A 19,048-nucleotide genomic window follows, 5' to 3' on the forward strand; every position below is an offset into this window, starting at 1 on the left:
CAGACGCCTATTGGCGCTGTCGGCGCCCCGCTCTAGGTTATCCAGCGCATCGCGATTCCCCGCGAGCGCGAAGCCAGGCTTCATCAGGCCGGAGAGCCGCATGCCGACATCCGATCATCGTCTTCACTCGGTTCCCAAAGGGATGCTGCGTCCCTTCAATCAGACGGAAGCAAAGTCCGTACTAGTGGACCTGAAGGACATCGGCAAAACGCAGCCGGCAATCGCAGCGCTGCTCGAAGGTGAAACGCCTCTTCGCGACTTTGTCGTCAGTGCCCTGACGCTGTCGCCCTATCTGCGCGAGATCGCCAATCTCGACCAGGGCCTGCTTGCCACTGCCGTCGAAGAGCCGCTTGAGCCGCAGATCGAGCAGCTTGTCCGCACGGCGCGCGGGGCATGGGCGCCGCTGCCGGGCGAGGGGCAGCTTTCCGAATCCGAGGTCATGGGCCGTCTGCGCATCGTCAAGCGAAAGGCGTCCTTCCTGATCGCGCTCGCCGATCTGGCGCGGGTTTTCGATGGCCGCGCCACGACCCGCTGGTTGAGCGCCCTTGCCGAGGCAGCGATTTCCGCTGCCATCGATCACCTGCTGCTTTCCGCTCACGAGGCAGGGAAAATTGCCCTGAAAGATCGTGCGCGTCCAAGCGAAGGTTCCGGCCTGATCGTCCTTGGCATGGGCAAGCTCGGCGCCGAGGAGCTGAACTACTCCTCGGATATCGACCTTGTCATCTTCTTCGACGAGATGGCCGGCATCGTTCCCGATCCGGACGACGCGATCGACATTTTCCCGCGATTGATGCGCCGGCTGGTCCGTATCCTGCAGGAGCGCACCGCAGACGGTTATGTGTTTCGCACCGATCTGCGCCTGCGGCCCGACCCCGGCGCGACGCCACTGGCCATGCCCGTCGACGCAGCGATGATCTACTATGAGGGCCGGGGCCAGAACTGGGAACGGGCCGCATTCATCAAAGCTCGCCCGGTCGGCGGCGACAGGGAGGCGGGTGCAGCCTTTGTCCAGGACCTGGTCCCCTTCGTCTTCCGCAAATACCTCGATTATGCCGCCATTGCAGACATCCATTCGATCAAGCGCCAGATCCACGTCCACAAGGGACACGGCGCGATCGCGGTGAAGGGCCACAACGTCAAGCTTGGTCGCGGCGGCATCCGCGAGATCGAGTTCTTCGTGCAGACCCAGCAACTGATCGCCGGAGGCCGTATGCCCGCCTTGCGCTCGCGTGCGACCGAGGCAACCCTTGAGGAACTGACCAAGGCCAGATGGATCGATGAGGATACACGGCAGGAACTGACGGAAGCCTACTGGTTTCTTCGCAATGTCGAGCACAGGATCCAGATGGTTCGCGACGAGCAGACGCACCTGCTGCCTGAAACCGATACGGAGTTGAAGCGCATCGCCTTCATGATGGGCTTCAGCGATACCCAAAGCTTTGCCGAGGCCCTGGTAGCAATTCTGAAAACCGTCGAGCGGCGTTATGCAAGGCTCTTCGAGCAGGAAGCAAAGCTGTCGAGCGAAGCGGGAAACTTGGTTTTCACCGGCCAGAACGATGATCCGGAAACGCTGGAGACCTTGAGCAAGCTGGGCTTCGAACGCCCGTCAGATATTTCCCGGGTCATCCGGACCTGGCACTACGGCCGTTATCGGGCCACACGGTCCGTCGAGGCGCGCGAACGACTGACGGAGCTCACGCCCGAACTGCTTCAGGTGTTCGGCGCAAACAAGAGAGCCGACGAGGCCTTGCTGCGCTTCGACAATTTCCTTTCTGGCCTGCCGGCCGGCATTCAGCTTTTCTCGCTTCTCGGCAACAATCCCGCTCTTCTTTCCCTCATCGTCAACATCATGTCCGCGGCACCGCGGCTGGCGGACATCATTGCCGCCAAGCCCCATGTTTTCGACGGAATGCTGGACCCGGGGCTGATGGCGGAGCTGCCGACGCGAGAATATCTTGCGGAGCGGATCGGCAGCTTCCTGATCTCGGCGCGGCACTATGAGGAAGTCCTCGACCGGCTGCGGATTTTCGCCTCCGAACAGCGTTTCCTCATCGGCATTCGCCTTTTGACCGGCACGATCAGCGGGGCGATGGCCGCGCGCGCCTTCACCCATCTGGCCGATCTTGTCGTCGAAGCGGCTTTCGCGGCCGTGATGAAGGAGATCAGGCTTGCGCACGGCGACTACCCCGGCGGCCGCGTTGCTGTGATGGGCATGGGCAAGCTTGGCAGTTTCGAGCTCACGGCAGGTTCCGACATCGATATCATCCTGCTCTATGACTACGATGACGATGCCGGCGAGTCCTCCGGTCCAAAGCCGCTCGACGCCACCCGCTATTTCACGCGCATCACCCAACGGCTGATCGCCGCACTCTCCGCGCCGACAGCCGAAGGCGTGCTCTACGAAGTCGACATGCGCCTGCGCCCGTCCGGCAACAAGGGCCCGGTTGCCACGCGAATAAACGCCTTTGCGAAATATCAGCGGGAGGAAGCCTGGACCTGGGAGCATATGGCGCTCAGTCGCGCGCGTCTGCTTTGCGGCGACGTCGGCCTCATCCATGACGCCGAGCGGATCATCGGCGAGGTGCTGTCGACGAAATACGACGCCGCGAAAATTGCAACGGACGTTGTGGAGATGCGCACGCTTATCGAGGAAGGGAAGCCACCGGAAACGATCTGGGACCTGAAACTCGTCCCCGGCGGATTGATCGACATCGAATTCATCGCCCAGCATCTTCGCCTGATCGCGCCGGCAAACGATGTCGAAGTGGACACGCGGGGCCGGAGCACCGGTGAGGCGCTGAAGGCGCTGGGCGCCAGGTTGATGGACCGAAACGACCTGGAGACCTGCCTTGCGGCGCTTTCGCTCTACACTGAGCTATCGCAGCTCATCCGCCTTTGTATCGACGGCCTGTTCGATCCTCGCGAGGCACCGGCCGGCCTCATCGAACTCGTCTGCCGGGCAGGGGATTGCCCTGATATTCGCAGTCTGGAGGCGGAGCTTCGCCGTCTATCCAAAGCTGTGCGCCGCATATTCGAGACGGTTGCGGCCCGTTGATATCTCGACGACTTTCTTGCCTTGATCGGGGATGTGGATCGAAATGACGGTGCCCATGCCCACCCTTGAGCGTATCTTCATCCGGCCGTGATGGAGGATCGTCAAAGACCTGGAGATTGCCAGCCCAAGGCCGGAGCCGCCTTTGCTCTTGGCATATTGGCTCTGCACCTGCTCGAATGGCTGCCCGATCTTGCCAAGTGCGGCTTTGGGGATTCCGATGCCGGTATCGGCAATCGTCAGCACGACGCCGCCTGAAACCTCGCGGGTGCGCACGGCGATCCGGCCGCCATCATCGGTGAATTTTACCGCATTGGAGAGAAGGTTGAGCAGGATCTGCTTCATCGCGCGTCGATCCGCCGTAAGGCTCATGCCGGAGCAGATGCGCTGCTCGACGAGGATGTTCTTGCTTGCTGCCGGGATGGATGTGAAGCGCAGGCACTCTTCGATCAGCGGTACGAGGTCGATGCTCTCGCAATAGAGCTTGATGTGACCGGCCTCGATCTTCGACATGTCGAGGATGTCGTTGATGACGTTCAACAGGTGCTTGCCGCTGTCATGGATGTCCTTGGCATATTCGTCGTATCGTCCCGAGCCGAGCGGCCCGAACATCTGGTTCTGCAGGATTTCCGAGAAGCCGAGGATGGCGTTGAGCGGGGTGCGCAGCTCGTGCGACATGTTGGCGAGAAATTCGGACTTTGCCTTGTTGGCAGCCTCGGCTCTTTCCTTCTCGGCCAGATAGTTCTTGTTTGCCGTCGACAGCTCCGCCTTCTGTCGTTCAAGGATCTGGCGTGAGGCGGAGAGATCGTTGATCGTCGCCATCAGTCGGCGCTCGGAGTCGCGCAGTCGCTCCTGATTGCGCTTTAAAAGAGTGATGTCGGTGCCGACCGAAACCATGCCGCCGTCGCGAGTGCGCCGCTCGTTGATCTGCAGCCAGCGTTCGTCGGCAAGCTGTACTTCGGTCGTCTGCGAATAGCCGGAGCGATCGGAATCGGCAATCCTCCGTTCGATCACCGGCCGCGCCGCTGCAGCAAGGACCATCAGCCGCTCGGTTCCGGGCATCAGCACGCCGTCCGGAAGCCCGTAGGCCTGCTGATAATGGGCGTTGCACATAACCAGCCGGTCGTTCTTGTCCCAGAGCACGAAAGCCTCGGACGTGCATTCGATCGCATCCGCAAGGCGCTGGTCGGCCTCCGCATAACGCTGCGCCAACCGGTGCTGCTCCGTCACGTCCATGGCAATGCCGATCATGTGGAGGCTGCCGGAATTGGTCCGGATCACCTGGGCGCGGGCACGCATCCAGACATAGTGTCCCTTGGCATGGCGGATGCGCAGGATCTGGTCGACCTGGCCGGCATTGCCCTTGGCGACGGATCGCGCCAGGGCGTAGAGGCTGTTGTCGTCAGGATGCATCAACCGCGCCGCGTCGCCGAAGGAAAGCGTCTTCTCGGAGGCGGGCAGGCCCAGCATGTCGTACATCGACCGCGACCAGAAGAACTCACGGCTGGAAAAGTCGAAATCCCACAATCCGCAGCGGCCGCGCGAAAGCGCCGTCTCGACCCTGAGGTTCGATTCAAGGAAGATCTCGTCTGCGTCGCGTGCTCGCTTCACCTGCATGTAATAGGCGTAGAGGATGACAAGGAGGATCGAAGAAATGCCGGCAAACAGCGTAACGTTGAGCGTCAGCTCCTGGCGCCAGAGGTCGTCGAGCTGGTTGAGCGACGATGCCGAAAGGATGAAGTCGCCCTTGTCTCCGACAAGCGCAATTGCCGCGTAATAGGGCTCGCCGGCGATTGTCGTCTCGATGACGCCTGCGCGGTCGCCGAAGCGACGGATGGTGGAAACCTCGGGAAAGAAATCTGAAACAGCAAGCCCGACATAGGACGTTCCAGCCGCAGACGCGCCGAATACCTGGCCGCTCGCCCTGACCAGAAGCACGAAACCGCCGGCATCGAGCCGGTCCTGCGGCAGATAGGTTGCAAGCCGGCTTTCAGCGGCAGAGCGGCCGCCCGTGTCGAACCCATTGCCGGCACCGGAAAAAGCCGCGGAAGCGGCAGCTGCCGAGAGTGAGACGGAATGGCGCGAGGCCGCTTCCATCCGCGAATGCTCCATCATCATCCCGAAAAAATGCGATGCGGCGACGACGGCGAGAAAGGCGAGGATCAGAACGGGAATCGCCCGCTTGAGGATGTTTTCTGCCTGCGGAAAGCGCCGCATCATGGTCTCGGCACGAATGCCTGCGCGTCCGGCCAGGCCACTCTGCCATGATTTCAGACCGTCGAAATTGACACGCAGCCGACCATCGGCCGCGGTTGCCCGCCGCACGTCCACCATCTCTACCGCCTTGATCCCTCGTGTGATTCGCTGCCCGCTCGCTCGAACCTGTCCTAGTGAATCACTGGTGATTCGCCTTGTCCAGAGGGCGCGGTAAAACTTTCTTAACTATTTGCGATCGCAGCGTTTTTGCACTTGGCCAAAGCGAAGCCCGGCGATGTTTTTCTGCGCCAAAGAAAAAAGCGGGTGCAAATCACCCGCTTCGATCATCGCTGATGCAACCGGAAAATCACTCCTTGAGGATGCGGTCGACAATATCTCTGACATCGGTCGACAGCTCGCCGGAGCGTTCGATCTGCATCAGGGCGGCGTGCGCATGGTCCGCCCTTACCGGTTCGAGTGACCGCCATGAGCGCATCGACGTCAATATACGGGCTGCAAGCTGCGGATTGCGGCTGTCGATGTCGAGAATTTCCTCTGCGAGGAAGCGGTAGCCGGCACCGTCGGCGCGGTTGAAACCAGTCGGGTTGCCGAATGCGAAGCTGCCGACCAGTGCCCTTACGCGGTTGGGATTGGTCCGCTTGAACAGCGGATCTTCCATCAGGCCCTTGACTCGCTCCAGCGTCTCGCCGCCTGGAATAGTCGCCTGGATTGCAAGCCACTTATCGACGACAAGCGCGTTGCTGTCGTAGCGGCACTTGAAGGCCGCCAAGGCGTCGCCGGCCTCCGGAGTTGCCGGGAAACGATGGGCAAGCACTGTCAGCGCGTAGCTAAGGTCAGTCATGTTGTTGGCAACATCGAAGGCGGCCTTGGCGCGGGCCGGCGCATTGTCGGACTGCGACAGGAAGGAAAGGGCAGCATTGCGCAATGCCCGGCGTCCGGCACTTGCCGCATCCGGCTTGAAGGGGCCGGGCGTGCTCATGCTGTCGTAAAGAGCGGCGAAGATGTCCTTTCCGGCCTCGGCAATCTGCGCCAGAATAGCCTGGCGTCCGGCGTGGATCGCGTCAGGATCGTTGTTGCTGCCAAGTTCGCGGGCAATGTCGGCCTCGCTCGGCAGGGCAAGTACCAGCGCACGGAAGGCGGGCTCCAGGCTCTCGTCCGCAGCAGCAGCCAGCAAAGCGTCGATATATGCCGCGTCGCTGGTGATGGGCTTGCGAAGGCCCGCATCGCGCGCTGCCTTTAAAAGGTTTGGAAGCCCGAGGTCGGTCAGCGCCTGCCAGCGTGCGAAGTGATCTTTTTCATGCCGCGCGATCAGCGCAAGATCGGCCGTGCTCTGGTCGAAATGCAGATTGATCGGCGCCGAGAAGCTGCGGTTGAGCGAAAGGACCGGCCGGGATGAAATCCCCTGAAATACGGCTGTCTGGGTCCGTTCCGTCAGATGCAGAACGTCATCGGTGTACTCTGCGCCAGTAACCGCGCTCGGCGTGATCTGCGCGCCATTTTCGGCAATGAGCCCAAGGCGCAGCGGGATATGCATCGGCTCCTTGACGGATTGACCGGGCGTGGCCGGAACCATCTGCTCCAGTGACAGGGCGAAGGTGCCGGCAGTGGCATCGTATGTGCATGATGCAGTAACCAGCGGCGTGCCCGCCTGATGATACCACAGCGAAAACTGGGTGAGATCGCGGCGGCTGACCTCGGCAAAGCAGGCGACGAAGTCCTCGACAGTCGCTGCATCGCCATCGTGGCGTTCGAAATAGAGGTCCATTCCCTTCTTGAACAGGTCCCGGCCGAGCAACGTCGCAATCATGCGGGTGACTTCGCTGCCCTTTTCGTAGACCGTCGTCGTATAGAAGTTGTTGATCTCGCGGTATTTCGTCGGGCGGACAGGATGGGCGAGAGGCCCGTTGTCCTCGGGAAATTGCTCCGATTTCAGATGGCGCACTTCGGCGATGCGCTTGACCGGACGCGAACGCTGATCGGCGGAAAACTCGTGGTCGCGGAAGACGGTCAACCCTTCCTTGAGGCAAAGCTGAAACCAGTCGCGGCAGGTGATGCGGTTGCCGGTCCAGTTATGAAAATACTCGTGCGCGATGATCGCTTCGATATTGGCGTAGTCGGCATCGGTGGCCGTCTCAGGGTCGGCCAGCACATATTTGTCGTTGAAGACATTGAGACCCTTGTTCTCCATCGCCCCCATGTTGAAATCGGAGACGGCGACGATCATGAAAATATCGAGATCATATTCGCGGCCGAAGGTCTCTTCGTCCCACTTCATCGAGCGCTTCAGCGCGTCCATGGCATAGGCCGCGCGGGCCTCCTTGCCGTGCTCGACGTAGATCTTCAGCGCGACTTCACGCTCGGACGCGGTCGTGAATGTGTCTTCGACGACGCCAAGATCGCCGGCGACGAGCGCAAACAGATAGCTCGGTTTTGGGTGCGGATCGAACCACGCCGCAAAATGCTTGCCTTCGCCATAGCCCGCACCACCGAGGAAGTTTCCGTTCGACAGCAATAGTGGGTTGGCGGCCTTGTCGGCGATGATGTTGACCGTATAGGGCGCAAGCACATCGGGCCGATCGGGGAAATAGGTGATGCGGCGGAAGCCCTCGGCCTCGCACTGGGTGCAGTAGATGCCGCCGGTGCGGTAAAGCCCCATCAGCTTCGTATTGGCTTCCGGATTGACGACGGTGGTGATCGTCAGCTCGAACGGCGCCGTCTCCGGCAAGCCATGCACCGTCAGGCTCTCCGGCGTGGCGTTATAGCGCTCAGCTGGCAGCTCGGCCTGATCGAGAAGCAGTCCCGTGAGGCTCAATTCATCGCCGTCAAGGACAATTGGAGCCTTGGAATCGGTGCCTTCGCGGCGATGGAAGATCAACCGCGCCTCGACCTTGGTCTCGGTCGGGTCCAGCTCGAAGGTCAGGTCCACGCGTTCCAGAACGAAGTCGGTGGGGCGATAGTCTGCCAGATAGACGATCTGGCCGGTGTCTGTGCGCATGGTTCTTCCTGATCAGGCGTTATCGGCGGTGCCCTTGCACCTTTCGGGGAGGGGTTTCCCGAGATTGGCTATTGCTTCAACATAATTACATTAAATTCTGAAGTAAAAATAAAACACAAACCTTCGCTGAGCTGCAGTTTGAAATAAGCACGGATGTATCGCTGCATGCTCAGTTAGGAAAGGCGGGGCAATTAAATCGGAGTTATATGTCCTTCTTGCAGATCATCAGTCAACCGGTGTCATCGCCCGGACGCTTGGATCGGTGCCGCGAACTGGGATCGGTATCGCCTGGAAATCCGATTTCTCGATGCGCCCTTCGCCGACCTTGCGCCTTGCCATCCGCCAGCCGGCATAGCCGGCGTAGAATGCGAAGGTAAGGGTCATGAACCACAGTAGGCCCGAGGGGCCGGCAAACTGCATCAGCGCCCCGCCGACCAGCGGGCCGGAGACTGTGCCCAATCCGTAAAGGATCATGATGCCGCTCGATATCGTCACATATTCATCAGGTGCAGCGCGATCATTGGCATGGGCAACGTTGATCGCATAGATCGGGTAAAGCACGGTGCCGACGAAGAAGCCCGCGACATACAAGGCGACGATCGAGCGTGCGTCGAAAAGGGTCATGACGGCGCAGGCAACGACGCCGATCACGCCGCAGATGATCATCATGATGCGGCGGTCGATCATATCGGAAATCCGCCCGATCGGCATTTGCGATATCGCGCCGCCGGCAAGGACGCATGCAAGCAATGTTGCGCCCTCCGCAGTATCCATGCCGACATTCTGCGTATAGACGCCGCCGAGGCTGTTCCAGGTTCCCGACAGGGCACCGGAGAGCAGCGAGCCGATGAAGGCGATCGGTGACAGGCGGTAGAGCTTCGGCAGGTCGAATTTTGCCTGGGCGATCGGCGTTGGCGACTTTGCCGTCGAAAGTGCCGTCGGCAACATGGCAAGCGCAAAGATGATGCCGCAAAGGATAAAGAGATAGGTACTCTTGGGATCGCTGAGCGGCACCAGATATTGCCCGCCGATCGAGCCTACGAGGCAGGTGATCATGTAGACCGAGAATATGGTCGCGCGGTTGGCATTGTTGACACGCTCGTTCAGCCAGCTTTCAATGATCAGATAGCTGCCGGCAATGCCGAAGCCGCTGATGAAGCGGAAAACGACCCAGGCGCGCCAGTCGACCATCAGCGCACAGAGGAGAATGCCGACGCTGAGCAGCGAGATCAGCGCGCCGAACACGCGCACATGGCCAACTCGCTTCACGAAACGTGGCGTGACGATGCAGGATATTGTGAAGCCGAAGGTGTAGCCCGTGGCAATGAAGGAGATGGTGAAGGTCGACCAGCCCTCGGCGACCGAACGGATTGGGACGACGAAGTTCATCAGGCCATAGCCGACCATCATCAACAGCGTTGACAACATCAGACTGGCGATCGAAACGAGGCTGGCCAGCATAGCGGAGATTCCGGTCGATGGATTGAGGACGTCGGCGTGCATCTTCCTCTATCTGACGAAATGCGCGCGATCAATCGCGACAGAAGCTGGCGCAGTGACTGTCAGCTGAACGGCTTTACCCGAGGCACTGAACATGCCGGGTGCCAATCGCTAAAAAGTTCTTTTGAAGCAAAGCCAGAGGCGGAGCGAGGCTGTCCCGCCTATCCGGCAGTTAAAGCGGAATGGCTGATGTCGACGCGGCTGTGGCGGCATCGCTTTCACATTGAGCGCGGGCGCGCTCGAATTCCTCGGCCGCGCGCACGGCAGCGCCGATGTGGCAAGCGGATTCCAGCAGGGCGAAAAAGGGACGCAAGCTCAAGGACAAAACGCTACTCCAGATGCCAGGCTGATCAGCACTCGCGGAAATCAGCGAAAATAGCTGCCGGCCGGGCGACGCGAGCGGTCACGCCGGTGCCGCGGGCAATCATCTGCTCGTTGGCGGCGGAACCATGCCCGCGGTAGCCCTGAGTGGTGCGTACCATTTCGCTGGCGTGGCGGAGGGTTTCAAACCCACAATGGATAGGACGGTAGCGTGCAGTCATCGTCTTGGTTCCTAAAATTGGTTCCTCCCAAGACACATCCTCTATATTGCAGTGCAGCATCGATTCTACAATGACCCATACCGTGACGCTGCTATGCGTAAGAAGCATGGCTCTCTTCATATTTCTTTAATGTTGCTTATAAAATAATCGTCAATTCTGGCGGAGGCGCTCTTCGAAAGCCAGAAGATCTGCCCATGCCAAACGCTTGTTGATCGGCGCTGTCAGCAAGTCCTGCGGGTGGAGGCTGGCGATTGCCGGAATGGCTCTTCCGCCAACCCCGATCTCACGCCACTGCCCGCGCATCGCATGGATGGTCTCGCTGCCGCCGAAGAAAAAGCGCGCAGTGAAATTGCCAAGTAGCAACACGGCTCTCGGCTCAGCAAGGGCAATCTGCCGTTCGATGAAGGGCCGGCAGATGTCCATCTCGGGACCGGACGGCGTGCGATTGCCGGGTGGTCGCCACGGAATGACATTGGTGAGCAGGATCTGCTCCCGCCTGAGGCTGATTGCGGCAAGCATACGGTCCAGCAGCTGCCCGTTTCGGCCGGCAAAGGCCAAGCTCTCCCGATCGTCGTCGGCGCTCGGCATTGGGCCTATCACCATGATGCCGCTTTCCGCGCTGCCGCTGGCAAAGATCGTCGACTTGGCGCTGTTCTTCAGATTGCAGCCGTTAAAGCCTTCCAGCGCGGATCTAAGTTCACTAAGCGAGCGTGCACTCTCCGCGGCAAACCGCGCCTGTTCGACGGCTTGCTCGTCCGGGATCGCGGGTGCAGTTCTAGACGAAGGCGGGGCAGGGGGTGCAGATGCGGCAGGCGATGGCCGTGAAGCTTGAGGCGGCGCCTGTGCGGGCGGCGCTGCGCTGGAACCAGCCGGCAGTGCCGCTCGCGCGCTTTGACGCGCTGCCTTCATTGCCTCGAATTCGGCGAACCGATCGACGGCCCCTTCCTCCAGCAGCCATTCGACGCCCGCGTCTGCATGAAAATGCAAGAGGGCGGCAAGCTCGGCCGGCGTGAGGTCGTTGACGGAAATCATTCCCGAACTCTATCGAATGGCATCCGGCCGGGGAAGGGCTCTAAGGCTGCAATCTGGTGGCGCGTCAAGCTGTCCACTGCGCGATGTCGTCACGCTCGCCGATCAGCGCAAGCCCATGGGCGATCGACAGCAATTCGCCGCCGGTCTCGATGCGATCTTGGTCGAAGCGCTCGGTGAAGATACGCCGTACGGCCGGAACGAAAGACGTGCCGCCGGTCAGGAACACCTTGTCGATGGTGCCCGCGTCCGTGTTGGTCCTTTCGAGAACCTCGTCCAGGGCTCCTTCTATCCGCGCCAGGTCGTCCGCGATCCACCGCTCGAAATCGCGACGGTGGATCGTCTTGCGTCCGCCCGGCCCGAGCGGGGCGAAGCTGAACTCGGCCTCCTCCTGCGCAGACAGTGCCATCTTGGTGGCGGATATGGCCTGATAAAGCGGATAGCCTTCGTCGTGATCGACAAGATCGATGAAGGTCTCGAGCTTCTCTGGCTCGAGGCTGGTGCGCACCAGCTTTCTAAGCTCGGCAAATTCGCGCGACGTCTTGAAGATCGACAGCTGGTTCCAGCGGCCGAAATTGGCGTAGTAGGACGTCGGCACTTCAAGCACCTTGTCGAAGCTCTTGAAATGACTGCCCTTGCCGATCTGCGGCGAAACAATGTTGTCGATCATGCGATAGTCGAAGTGATCGCCGGCGACGCCCACGCCCGAATGGCCGATCGGCGTTGCCGTCAGCTTGCCGGCATGGGTCTCGAAGCGGACAAGGGAGTAGTCCGTCGTGCCGCCACCAAAGTCCGCCACCAGAACGGTGGCGTCGGATTTGAGGTTCTGCGCGAAATAGAAGGCAGCGGCCACTGGCTCGTAGACATAGTGGATCTCGGGGAAGCCGAGGCGTGAAAGCGCTTCATTATAGCGGGCGGTGGCAAGGGCAGGATCCGGATTGGCACCGGCGAAGTGCACCGGTCGGCCGGTGACGATCCGCCCGACGTCGGCGGGCCAGGCATCGCCGGCATAGGCGCGCAGTCGCCGCACGAACACTTCCATCAGGTCCTCGAAGGTCTGCCGTTTGGCAAAGACGAGCGTCCCCTGAAAGAGGGCGCTAGCGGCGAAGGACTTGATGGATTGCAGAAAGCGGCAGTCGCCTGGATTGTCGATGAACTGGCGAATCGCGGCATGCCCTGCTTCGACCTTCAGCACTGAAGCCCCGAGCATCGGGTCCTTCATGAACGAGAGTGCGGTGCGCATGCTGTCGGCGTTGCCGGTCGAGCTCGTGAAGCTCACGGACCGTGTCGCCGGACCATCGGTCAGCGCCAGGACGGTGTTCGTCGTGCCGAAGTCGAAACCCAGCGCCTGAGCCATGCTCGCACTCCTTGTTGCCTAGAGATATGTGGAATGGGACGGGTCCCGGGAAAGGCGGAACTCACCTTCCTATTTAGGAGGGCGCGTCATGGCATAGCTAAGGTGCGAGTGCAAGGGAACGGCGCTGGAAACGAAGTACGGGCGCCCGAGGCGCCCGTCCAGGATCATTCGGCGGCAATCGCTGCCGGAACATGTTCCTCCCGCTCCTTCGGCTTTTTCCGGCCGAGATTTTTGACCCAGTTGTTGAGGCGGTCCATCTCGACGAAGATGACGGGCGTGATGAACAGCGTCAGTGCCTGCGAGACGATCAGACCGCCGACCACGGCGATACCGAGGGGCTGGCGCAGTTCCGAGCTCGCGCCGCCGCCGAGCGCGATCGGCAATGCACCGAGCAGCGCGCAGAAGGTCGTCATCATGATCGGGCGGAACCGCCGGATGCACGCCTCGTGGATGGCTTCGGATGGCGACATCTTCTCGGTTCGAAGCGTCTCCAGCGCCACGTCGATCATCATGATCGCATTTTTCTTGACGATGCCGATCAGCATCAACAGGCCGATCAGTGCGATGATCGAAAGGTCGAAGCCCATGACCTTGAGCGCCAGAAGCGCACCGAGTGCTGCAGCCGGCAGACCGGAGAGGATGGTCAGAGGGTGGATGAAGCTCTCGTAAAGAACGCCGAGAACAACATAGATCGTCAGGACCGCTGCGAGGATCAATAGCGGCGTGCTGCCCTGAGAATCCTGGAAGATCTGCGCCGTGCCGCCATAAGACGTGAACACGTCGGTCGGCACGCCGATCTGCTGCTTGATCACATCGATCTGTGCCGTCGCATCGCCGAGTGCAACGCTGGCCGGCAGATTGAACGATACCGTGGTCGATACCAGCTGTCCGGTCTGGTTGATCGTGACTGGTCCTGTGTTGCGTTCGACGCTGGCAAAGTTGGCAAGCGGAACCAGGCTGCCATTGCTGGACATGACCCGTATTTCCTGAAGCTTTCCGTCGTCCCAGGGCTTGCTTGTATCGTATTCGACAAGCACGTCGTAGCTGTCGCCCGTGGATTGTATCTGCGCTGCGGCATACCCGCCGAACGATTCCTGGAGCGTCGTTCTGAGCTCGCTGTCATTGATGCCGAACGAGGCCGCCTTTTCCGTATCGACGACGATATTGGCCTGGAGCGCGTTGTTTTGCGCGTCCGAGGTCACATCGACGAAGCGGCTGTCGTGGCTCATTGCATCCTGGATCTTGCCGGCCCAAAGGTTGGTCTGATCGGCGCTCAGGGCCTGGATGACAAGCTGATACTGACTGGCGGTCTGGCGGCCCCCGAAGCGCAGGCTTTGCTGCGGCGTGATGAAGGCCTGGATGCCGGCAATCTTGCTGATGCTTGCGCGCAGTTCACGCAATGTCTGGTCCAGCGGCGGCCGATCCTTCTTATCCTTCAACTCGACATACATCGTGCCGTTGTTCAAAGGCTGACGCGCATTGCCGCCAACGATCGACATGACGTGGTTGACGGCAGGGTTCTGCTTGACCAGCGCCGCTGCCTGGTTTTGCAGGTCGCGCATAGCCGGGTAGGAGATATCCTGGCGCGCTCGCGTCGAGATCGACAGTCGCCCGATATCTTCGGTCGGGAAGAAGCTCGCCGGTAGAACCATGAACAGGTAGCCTGTCAGGGCGATCGAGCCCAGGAATACCAGCAGGATCGTCGGCCGGTGTCTCAGGCACCAGCTGACACCCTTGTCATATCCGCGCTGGGTGCGCTCGAAGCCGGCGTTGAACACGCGGACGGGCCACGGCGGCAGGCTGTGGCCGCCGGAGAGACGTGCGCTCAGCATCGGCGTCACCGTCAGCGAAACGATTGCCGACGAGACGATGGCGATGGCAACCACCATGCCGAACTCGTTGAAGATGCGCCCAACAACGCCGCCCATCAAAAGGATCGGGATAAAGACCGCGATCAGCGACACCGACATCGATATAATCGTGTAGCTGACTTCCGCTGCGCCCTTGATCGCCGCCTGCATGGCCGGCATGCCTTCCTCGACATGCCGGAGGATGTTTTCCAGCATGACGATAGCGTCGTCGACCACCAGCCCCACCGCGAGCGTCAGTCCCAATAGCGATATGTTGTCGACACTGTAGCCAAGCACATACATGGCCCCGAATGTCGCTATCAGCGACAGCGGCACGGCAAGGCCCGGAATGATCGTCGCCGTGAGATGACCGGTGAACAGGTAGATGACGAGCACGACGAGGCCGATCGTCAGCATCAGCGTAAATTTGACGTCGGAGATCGCGTCGCGGATCGGCTTTGCCGAATCGTTCATCACCTTCATCGAAACAGAACCGGGGACCTCGGCTGTAAGGCCCGGCAATTTGGCGTTGATCGAATCGACGACGTCGACGGTGTTGGCGTCGGGCTGGCGCTGGATAGCCAGAATGATGGCGCGCTTTCCGTCATACCAGCTGCCGGTGTTCAGGTTTTCGACGCTGTCCTGGACATCCGCCACATCCGACAGGTGAATCGGTGCGCCGTTGGGCGAGGCGATCACCAGCGACTTGAATTCCTGCGCGTTGGTGCGCTGGGTATTCGCGGTGATCGTCATGCTCTGCGAATCGTTCTGCAGGGTGCCGACCGGAACCTGGCTGTTGGCATTGACGATCGCGGTGTTGACCGTATCGATGCCAATGCCGCGATTTTGAAGCTTGTTCGGATCCACCTCGACGCGGACGGCATAGGTCTGTGCGCCGAACACGGTAACTTCGGCGACGCCGGGAAGGGTGGAAAGCGACGGCGAAATGATGTCTTCGGCGATCGAATCGAGCTTGCTGCGCGGCATCGTATCGCTCTGGATGGCAAGCAGCATCACCGGCGCGTCGGCCGGATTGGTCTTTCGATAGCTCGGCGGGACGGTAAGGTTGTTGGGCAACTGCCGCGTCGCATGCGAAATTGCCGCCTGAACGTCGGCGGCGGCAGCATCTATATTGCGATTGAGGTCGAACTGCAGGACGATGCTGGTATTGCCAAGCGAGTTGGTCGAACTGATTTCGCTGATACCGGGAATTGTCTCGAATTCCTTGATCAGCGGCGTTGCCACGGATGTCGCCATCGTCTGCGGCGACGCGCCCGTCAGCTGCGCCGAGACATTCACAGTCGGGAAATCGACCTGCGGTAATGCTGCCACCGGCACCAGGCGGTAGCCGGCAAGACCCGCAAGCACGACGCCGAGAGCAAGGAGCGTGGTGGCGACCGGGCGCTGAATACAGAAATTCGGGATCATTGGCCGGCTCCAACCGCGATCGTTTCGTTCTGTTGATTAGCCTTGGTGGCGGCCGAGGCGAGGTTCTGCGTCGCACCATCGTTGAACTGCTCGGTGACCTTCTGGCCGTCGGACAATTGAACCTGTCCCTCGACCACGAGATGGTCGCCTTCTGAAATGCCCGTGGCGATGGCAGTGAAACCACCGTTCGCGCGTTCCACGGTCACCGGCGTCAGCTTCACCTTGCTGTCCTTGATGACATAGGCAAAGAAGCCGTCAGCACCCGGATTGACCGCAACCGTTGGCACGACGATGCTCTGATCCGTATTGTTGAAGTGCATGACAAGATTGATCGATTGGCCTGGCCAGATGGCGCCATTGCTGTTTTCAAATTTGGCTTTGACGAGGATCGTTCCGGATGCGGCGTCGACATTGTTGTCGTAGAAGCTCACCTGCCCCTGGCGTGACTTGCCCTTGTCGGACCGGGGAATTGTGGAGACCGCAACCGGGCCGCCGGCAAGCGCGTCCTTCAATTCGCGAAGATGGCTCTCCTGCAAATGGAAATTGACATAGACCGGATCATACTGGGCAATCGAGACAATAGCCGTTCCGGGGCTGACATAGGCGCCAAGGCTTAGAGCGACGGCGCCGAGCCTGCCGTCGAATGGCGCTCGTATCTGAGTGTGTTCGAGAAGCACCTGGTCGGCAGCAAGCTGTGCCTTGTCGCTGTTGACATCGGCGCTCGCCGTATCCCGCGCAACCCGGGCAAGATCCACGGTCTGCTGCGTGCCGGCGCTGTTCAACAGGCTTTGCGCGCGGGTCAGCGCGCTTTCCGTCTGGGCAAGCGCTGCCTCATCCTTGCTCTGCTGCGCCTTGTCCTTGTCGACCGCCGCCTGCGCCGTGCGCGCATCGAGCGTGGCAATCAGGTCGCCGGTCTTCACCATTGCCCCATCCTGTGCCTGGACCGACGTTATGATCCCCGCTTCCTGGGCAGCGATCGTCGTCGTGTCCTGCGCCACTGCCGAGCCGGTAGCTGTTATATCAGTCGGTAGCGTGCGACGGACCGCGGCAACTGTCTTGACGACTGTCGGCGGTGCCTCGCGCTTCGGCTTTTGCGTGCTGCTTGCGGACTTTGTCGCCGCGGACGCCTGATCGATCAGTGCGGCAACATAAGGGATGCGATCGCGGTACGACCAGACTGCCAGAACCGCAACGGCGAGAAGGCTTAATGCGAGCCAGAATTTCTTCATATTTTATAAAACCGGTCCAGGCGCGTTTCGGGAGCTTACGTGCGCAGCTAGAGTGAAATACTGCGACGCAAACAAGACAGTTTTTAACGCAGACAATCACATCGCTGTTACCGCTGACGCTGGCGATCTTTTCCATACAATGTAAATTTGCGACGCATTGTTCGGCCGAAACTTACCACAGTTCGATCCGGTGAAAAATTAAAGCTTGGAAAGCTTTGCGTAGGCGGCGTGGCTTCGCAGGTGCAACAAAGCGTGAACTTCGGTCAATAAAGCCGGCATCTTATCGCATCGATAGTATTAATATCGATCGTATTACCTGGGGCTGTCGCCTGAACACTTAATTGTGACCGGCGCGCATCTTAGTAGTCCGAATAGCAACAGAATTCGAACACCACCACTCCCTGGAGTGTTCGCAACAAGCTGCCTTCGCAACTGCGGTGATCGGTTCCGCCTAGAGCGAGCGCGCAGCGCCGCCATCGCAGCGCACCATTGTGCCGGTGACGTAGCTTGCCGGCTGGCTGCACAAAAATGCAGCGGTCGCTGCAAATTCCTCCACCCGCCCATAACGGCCGGCGGGAATACGCGCCTGTCTTTCCTCCCGGATATCTTCGATGCTCCGTCCGGTCCGCTTGGCGGCCGCACCGTCGAGAACGTCGAGACGATCGGTTGCGATCGAGCCCGGCAGGAGCATGTTGACGGTGATGCCCATGCCGGCGACCTCCGATGCCAGGGTCTTGCTCCAGCCCGCCAAAACTGGGCGAAGCGTGTTCGATAGCGCAAGATTGGCAAGCGGCTCGATGACGCCGGAAGAGGCAACCGTGAGGATACGGCCCCAGCTCTGCGCCTTCATGCCGGGCAGCAGCGTATTGGAGAGCGTGATGATGCGGGAGACCATCGACAGGAAATAGCTCTCGAGCTTTTCCGCGGTCATGTCTTCGGTGGTGCCCGGTGTGGGTCCGCCCGAATTGTTGACGATAATGTCGAGCCCACCGAATTTCTCCGCGACCCCCTGTGCCATGGTCTCGACAAAGGCCGCGTCCGAGAGGTCAGCCGATATCCATTCGGCCTTGCCGTTGCCCTCGGCATTGATCGCGGCGCAATTTGCCGCCAGCCGATCGCCGCTGCGGCCACAAAGGAGGACGTCTGCGCCTTCGCGAGCCAAGGCGACGGCAATGCCGTGGCCGAGGCCCTTCGAGGAGGCAAGGATAAGTGCGCGTTTTCCCTTGATACCCAAATCCATTATCGTGCGTCCTTTGCTGCCTGACCCGATGGCCTCTGACGATATAGATCGCAGGAGCCTCGGAATGGAAGCGCTAAAGCATGTCGCCCAAAGCCGTCCAGCTGTTTTGAGACTGCGAGACGCAAGCACTCGCGCCGCATTTGCGCAAATTGAGAGATTGCCTGTCGCTTCCCGGCTCGACATTTTCCGTTCGTTTTGAGAAGAGATAGATCACAAATGGGGCAAGCGGCCGTGTGCCCGGCCAATTCGGAGACGATGAATGACTGATGCAACCGAACTGCCCGAACGCGAGAGCATGGAATTCGACGTGGTCATCGTCGGGGCCGGTCCGGCAGGCCTGTCCGCGGCGATCCGGCTGAAGCAGGTCAACCCCGATCTGACCGTCGTCGTGCTCGAAAAGGGTGCGGAGGTCGGTGCGCACATTCTCTCCGGCGCCGTCGTCGATCCGATCGGCATCGACCGCCTATTGCCGGGCTGGCGCAATGAGGAGGGGCATCCATTCAAGAGCGAAGTCACGGCCGACCATTTCCTATTTCTCGGCCCTGCGGGTTCGATCCGACTGCCGAATTTCCTCATGCCGCCATTGATGAACAATCACGGCAATTACAT

The 19,048-nt window shown here is 60.4% G+C and carries 11 protein-coding genes and 1 pseudogene; 2 read left to right on the forward strand and 10 right to left on the reverse strand.

What is annotated here, in order from left to right; genetic code table 11:
* Positions 1-100 precede the first annotated feature (100 nt).
* Positions 101-3,055 carry a bifunctional [glutamine synthetase] adenylyltransferase/[glutamine synthetase]-adenylyl-L-tyrosine phosphorylase gene (locus AB4Z52_RS14510; protein ID WP_442218620.1) on the forward strand — a complete coding sequence of 985 codons (2,955 nt, stop codon included), beginning with the start codon at positions 101-103 and terminating at the stop codon, positions 3,053-3,055.
* Positions 3,056-3,079: 24 nt separating this feature from the next.
* Here AB4Z52_RS14510 and AB4Z52_RS14515 read toward each other — a convergent pair.
* The 10 genes and pseudogenes from AB4Z52_RS14515 to AB4Z52_RS14560 all read right to left on the reverse strand — a co-directional run.
* Positions 3,080-5,386: pseudogene (locus AB4Z52_RS14515) on the reverse strand (PAS domain-containing sensor histidine kinase); the annotation flags it as partial.
* A gap of 229 nt (positions 5,387-5,615) precedes the next feature.
* Positions 5,616-8,264, reverse strand: a complete 2,649-nt coding sequence (gene pepN, locus AB4Z52_RS14520) for an aminopeptidase N (RefSeq protein ID WP_442218621.1) — start codon at positions 8,262-8,264, stop codon at positions 5,616-5,618.
* A gap of 225 nt (positions 8,265-8,489) precedes the next feature.
* Positions 8,490-9,725 (reverse strand): MFS transporter, encoded by a 1,236-nt coding sequence (locus AB4Z52_RS14525; protein WP_442218639.1) that lies wholly within the window; start codon positions 9,723-9,725, stop codon positions 8,490-8,492.
* 211 nt (positions 9,726-9,936) lie between these two features.
* On the reverse strand, positions 9,937-10,089 hold the full coding sequence (locus AB4Z52_RS14530; RefSeq protein WP_442218622.1) for a hypothetical protein: 153 nt from the start codon (positions 10,087-10,089) through the stop codon (positions 9,937-9,939).
* Positions 10,090-10,114: 25 nt separating this feature from the next.
* Positions 10,115-10,306 (reverse strand): hypothetical protein, encoded by a 192-nt coding sequence (locus tag AB4Z52_RS14535; protein WP_442218640.1) that lies wholly within the window; start codon positions 10,304-10,306, stop codon positions 10,115-10,117.
* 150 nt (positions 10,307-10,456) lie between these two features.
* A complete protein-coding gene (locus AB4Z52_RS14540) occupies positions 10,457-11,338 on the reverse strand; it encodes a uracil-DNA glycosylase (protein WP_442218623.1) in 882 nt (293 codons plus the stop codon).
* Between the two features lie 64 nt (positions 11,339-11,402).
* Positions 11,403-12,692, reverse strand: a complete 1,290-nt coding sequence (locus tag AB4Z52_RS14545) for an Hsp70 family protein (RefSeq protein WP_442218624.1) — start codon at positions 12,690-12,692, stop codon at positions 11,403-11,405.
* A 164-nt stretch (positions 12,693-12,856) separates the two neighbouring features.
* Positions 12,857-15,970, reverse strand: coding sequence for an efflux RND transporter permease subunit (locus AB4Z52_RS14550; protein ID WP_442218625.1), 3,114 nt, complete (start codon positions 15,968-15,970; stop codon positions 12,857-12,859).
* A complete protein-coding gene (locus tag AB4Z52_RS14555; RefSeq protein ID WP_442218626.1) occupies positions 15,967-17,199 on the reverse strand; it encodes an efflux RND transporter periplasmic adaptor subunit in 1,233 nt (410 codons plus the stop codon). The genes AB4Z52_RS14550 and AB4Z52_RS14555 overlap by 4 nt, the downstream gene beginning before the upstream one ends.
* A gap of 451 nt (positions 17,200-17,650) precedes the next feature.
* Positions 17,651-18,439 carry an SDR family oxidoreductase gene (locus tag AB4Z52_RS14560; protein ID WP_442218627.1) on the reverse strand — a complete coding sequence of 263 codons (789 nt, stop codon included), beginning with the start codon at positions 18,437-18,439 and terminating at the stop codon, positions 17,651-17,653.
* Between the two features lie 259 nt (positions 18,440-18,698).
* Between AB4Z52_RS14560 and AB4Z52_RS14565 the strand changes: the two genes are divergently transcribed.
* A partial coding sequence (locus AB4Z52_RS14565) for an NAD(P)-binding protein (RefSeq protein ID WP_442218628.1) occupies positions 18,699-19,048 on the forward strand: 350 nt, incomplete at its 3' end.

Source organism: Rhizobium sp. 2YAF20, assembly GCF_052114685.1.
Taxonomy (GTDB): Bacteria; Pseudomonadota; Alphaproteobacteria; order Rhizobiales; family Rhizobiaceae; genus Rhizobium.

What these genes read in the sequence shown, in the direction of transcription:
- AB4Z52_RS14510 (WP_442218620.1), top strand. Translation starts at nt 101, where the DNA reads ATGCCGACATCCGATCATCGTCTTCACTCGGTTCCCAAAGGGATGCTG.
- pepN (WP_442218621.1), bottom strand. Translation starts at nt 8,264, where the DNA reads ATGCGCACAGACACCGGCCAGATCGTCTATCTGGCAGACTATCGCCCC.
- AB4Z52_RS14525 (WP_442218639.1), bottom strand. Translation starts at nt 9,725, where the DNA reads ATGCTGGCCAGCCTCGTTTCGATCGCCAGTCTGATGTTGTCAACGCTG.
- AB4Z52_RS14535 (WP_442218640.1), bottom strand. Translation starts at nt 10,306, where the DNA reads ATGACTGCACGCTACCGTCCTATCCATTGTGGGTTTGAAACCCTCCGC.
- AB4Z52_RS14540 (WP_442218623.1), bottom strand. Translation starts at nt 11,338, where the DNA reads ATGATTTCCGTCAACGACCTCACGCCGGCCGAGCTTGCCGCCCTCTTG.
- AB4Z52_RS14545 (WP_442218624.1), bottom strand. Translation starts at nt 12,692, where the DNA reads ATGGCTCAGGCGCTGGGTTTCGACTTCGGCACGACGAACACCGTCCTG.
- AB4Z52_RS14550 (WP_442218625.1), bottom strand. Translation starts at nt 15,970, where the DNA reads ATGATCCCGAATTTCTGTATTCAGCGCCCGGTCGCCACCACGCTCCTT.
- AB4Z52_RS14555 (WP_442218626.1), bottom strand. Translation starts at nt 17,199, where the DNA reads ATGAAGAAATTCTGGCTCGCATTAAGCCTTCTCGCCGTTGCGGTTCTG.
- AB4Z52_RS14560 (WP_442218627.1), bottom strand. Translation starts at nt 18,439, where the DNA reads ATGGATTTGGGTATCAAGGGAAAACGCGCACTTATCCTTGCCTCCTCG.